Annotated in this window: 1 rRNA gene; it reads right to left on the reverse strand. The window is 51.1% G+C overall.

Going from position 1 to position 2,534, the window contains the following annotated elements:
- Positions 1 to 63: 63 nt before the first annotated feature.
- A 23S ribosomal RNA gene (locus FC83_RS10170) occupies positions 64 to 2,534 on the reverse strand; the annotation flags it as partial.

Genomic DNA, 2,534 nt, shown 5'->3' on the forward strand with positions numbered 1-2,534 from the left:
ACTTTGTGCTCTCAAAACCACATATCATGATCATCTATAATTTCAAATCTTGTGTATCATCATTTGGTCAAGTCCTCGACCGATTAGTACTAGTCCGCTCCATGCCTCGCAGCACTTCCACGCCTAGCCTATCTACCTGATCATCTCTCAGGGGTCTTACTTCATTAACTGAATGGGAAATTTCATCTCGAGGGGGGCTTCACACTTAGATGCTTTCAGCGCTTATCCCTGCCATACATAGCTACCCAGCTCTGCACCTGGCGGTACAACTGGTACACCAGCGGTATGTCCATCCCGGTCCTCTCGTACTAAGGACAGCTCCTCTCAAATTTCCTGCGCCCGCGACGGATAGGGACCGAACTGTCTCACGACGTTCTGAACCCAGCTCGCGTACCGCTTTAATGGGCGAACAGCCCAACCCTTGGGACCGACTACAGCCCCAGGATGCGATGAGCCGACATCGAGGTGCCAAACCTCCCCGTCGATGTGGACTCTTGGGGGAGATAAGCCTGTTATCCCCAGGGTAGCTTTTATCCGTTGAGCGATGGCCCTTCCATGCGGAACCACCGGATCACTAAGTCCTACTTTCGTACCTGCTCGACCTGTCTGTCTCGCAGTCAAGCTCCCTTCTACCTTTACACTCTGCGAATGATTTCCAACCATTCTGAGGGAACCTTTGAGCGCCTCCGTTACTCTTTAGGAGGCGACCGCCCCAGTCAAACTGCCTGCCAGACACTGTCTCCCGCCACGCTAAGTGGCGCGGGTTAGAGTGTTCATGCAGCAAGGGTAGTATCCCACCAATGCCTCCAGCGAAACTAGCGTTCCGCCTTCAACGGCTCCTACCTATCCTGTACATGCTGTACAAACACGCAATATCAAGCTACAGTAAAGCTCCATGGGGTCTTTCCGTCCTGTCGCGGGTAACCCGCATCTTCACGGGTAGTATAATTTCACCGAGTCTATCGTTGAGACAGTGCCCAAATCATTACGCCTTTCGTGCGGGTCGGAACTTACCCGACAAGGAATTTCGCTACCTTAGGACCGTTATAGTTACGGCCGCCGTTTACTGGGGCTTCAATTCTCAGCTTCGCTTACGCTAACTGATCCTCTTAACCTTCCAGCACCGGGCAGGCGTCAGCCCCTATACGTCATCTTTCGATTTAGCAGAGACCTGTGTTTTTGATAAACAGTTGTTTGGGCCTTTTCACTGCGGCTGGCCTTGCGGCCAGCACCCCTTCTCCCGAAGTTACGGGGTCATTTTGCCGAGTTCCTTAACGATAGTTCTCTCGCACACCTTAGGATACTCTCCTCGACTACCTGTGTCGGTTTGCGGTACGGGTGGTTCAGTTCTGGCTAGAAGCTTTTCTTGGCAGTGTGACATCAGGAACTTCGCTACTTAAATTTCGCTCCCCATCACAACTTGTCCTTAAGAATAGAAGCATTTGACTCCTACTCAGACTTGTTGCTTGGGCATGCACATCCAGCGGCATGCTTTCCTTAGCCTCCTGCGTCCCTCCATCACTCATAACGAACTAAACCAGTGCAGGAATTTCCACCTGCTTGTCATCGATTACGCCTTTCGGCCTCATCTTAGCTCCCGACTAACCCTGGGCGGACGAGCCTTCCCCAGGAAACCTTAGTCATACGGTGGACAGGATTCTCACCTGTCTTTCGCTACTCATACCGGCATTCTCACTTCTAAGCGCTCCACCAGTCCTCACGATCTGGCTTCGCCGCACTTAGAACGCTCTCCTACCACGGACACATAAGTGTCCATCCACAGTTTCGGTACTATGCTTAGCCCCGGTACATTTTCGGCGCAGGACCACTCGACTAGTGAGCTATTACGCACTCTTTAAATGATGGCTGCTTCTGAGCCAACATCCTAGTTGTCTACGCAGTTCCACATCCTTTTCCACTTAGCATAGATTTAGGGACCTTAACTGGTGATCTGGGCTGTTCCCCTTTCGACTACGGATCTTATCACTCGCAGTCTGACTCCTGATGATAGATCAACGGCATTCGGAGTTTATCTGAATTCAGTAACCCAAGACGGGCCCCTAGTTCAAACAGTGCTCTACCTCCGTGATCCTTACATCAAGGCTAGCCCTAAAGCTATTTCGGAGAGAACCAGCTATCTCCAAGTTCGTTTGGAATTTCACCGCTACCCACAACTCATCCCCTCATTTTTCAACATAAGTGGGTTCGGTCCTCCAGTGCGTTTTACCGCACCTTCAACCTGGTCATGGGTAGGTCACTTGGTTTCGGGTCTATCTCTACATACTAAACGCCCTATTCAGACTCGCTTTCGCTGCGGCTCCATCTTTTCTGACTTAACCACGCATGTAAAGGTAACTCGCCGGTTCATTCTACAAAAGGCACGCCATTACTCATTAACGAGCTCTGACTACTTGTAGGCACACGGTTTCAGGAACTGTTTCACTCCCCTTCCGGGGTGCTTTTCACCTTTCCCTCACGGTACTGGTTCACTATCGGTCACTAGGTAGTATTTAGCCTTGGGAGATGGTCCTCCC

It is taken from the genome of Agrilactobacillus composti DSM 18527 = JCM 14202, from assembly GCF_001436375.1.
Taxonomy (GTDB): domain Bacteria; phylum Bacillota; class Bacilli; order Lactobacillales; family Lactobacillaceae; genus Agrilactobacillus; species Agrilactobacillus composti.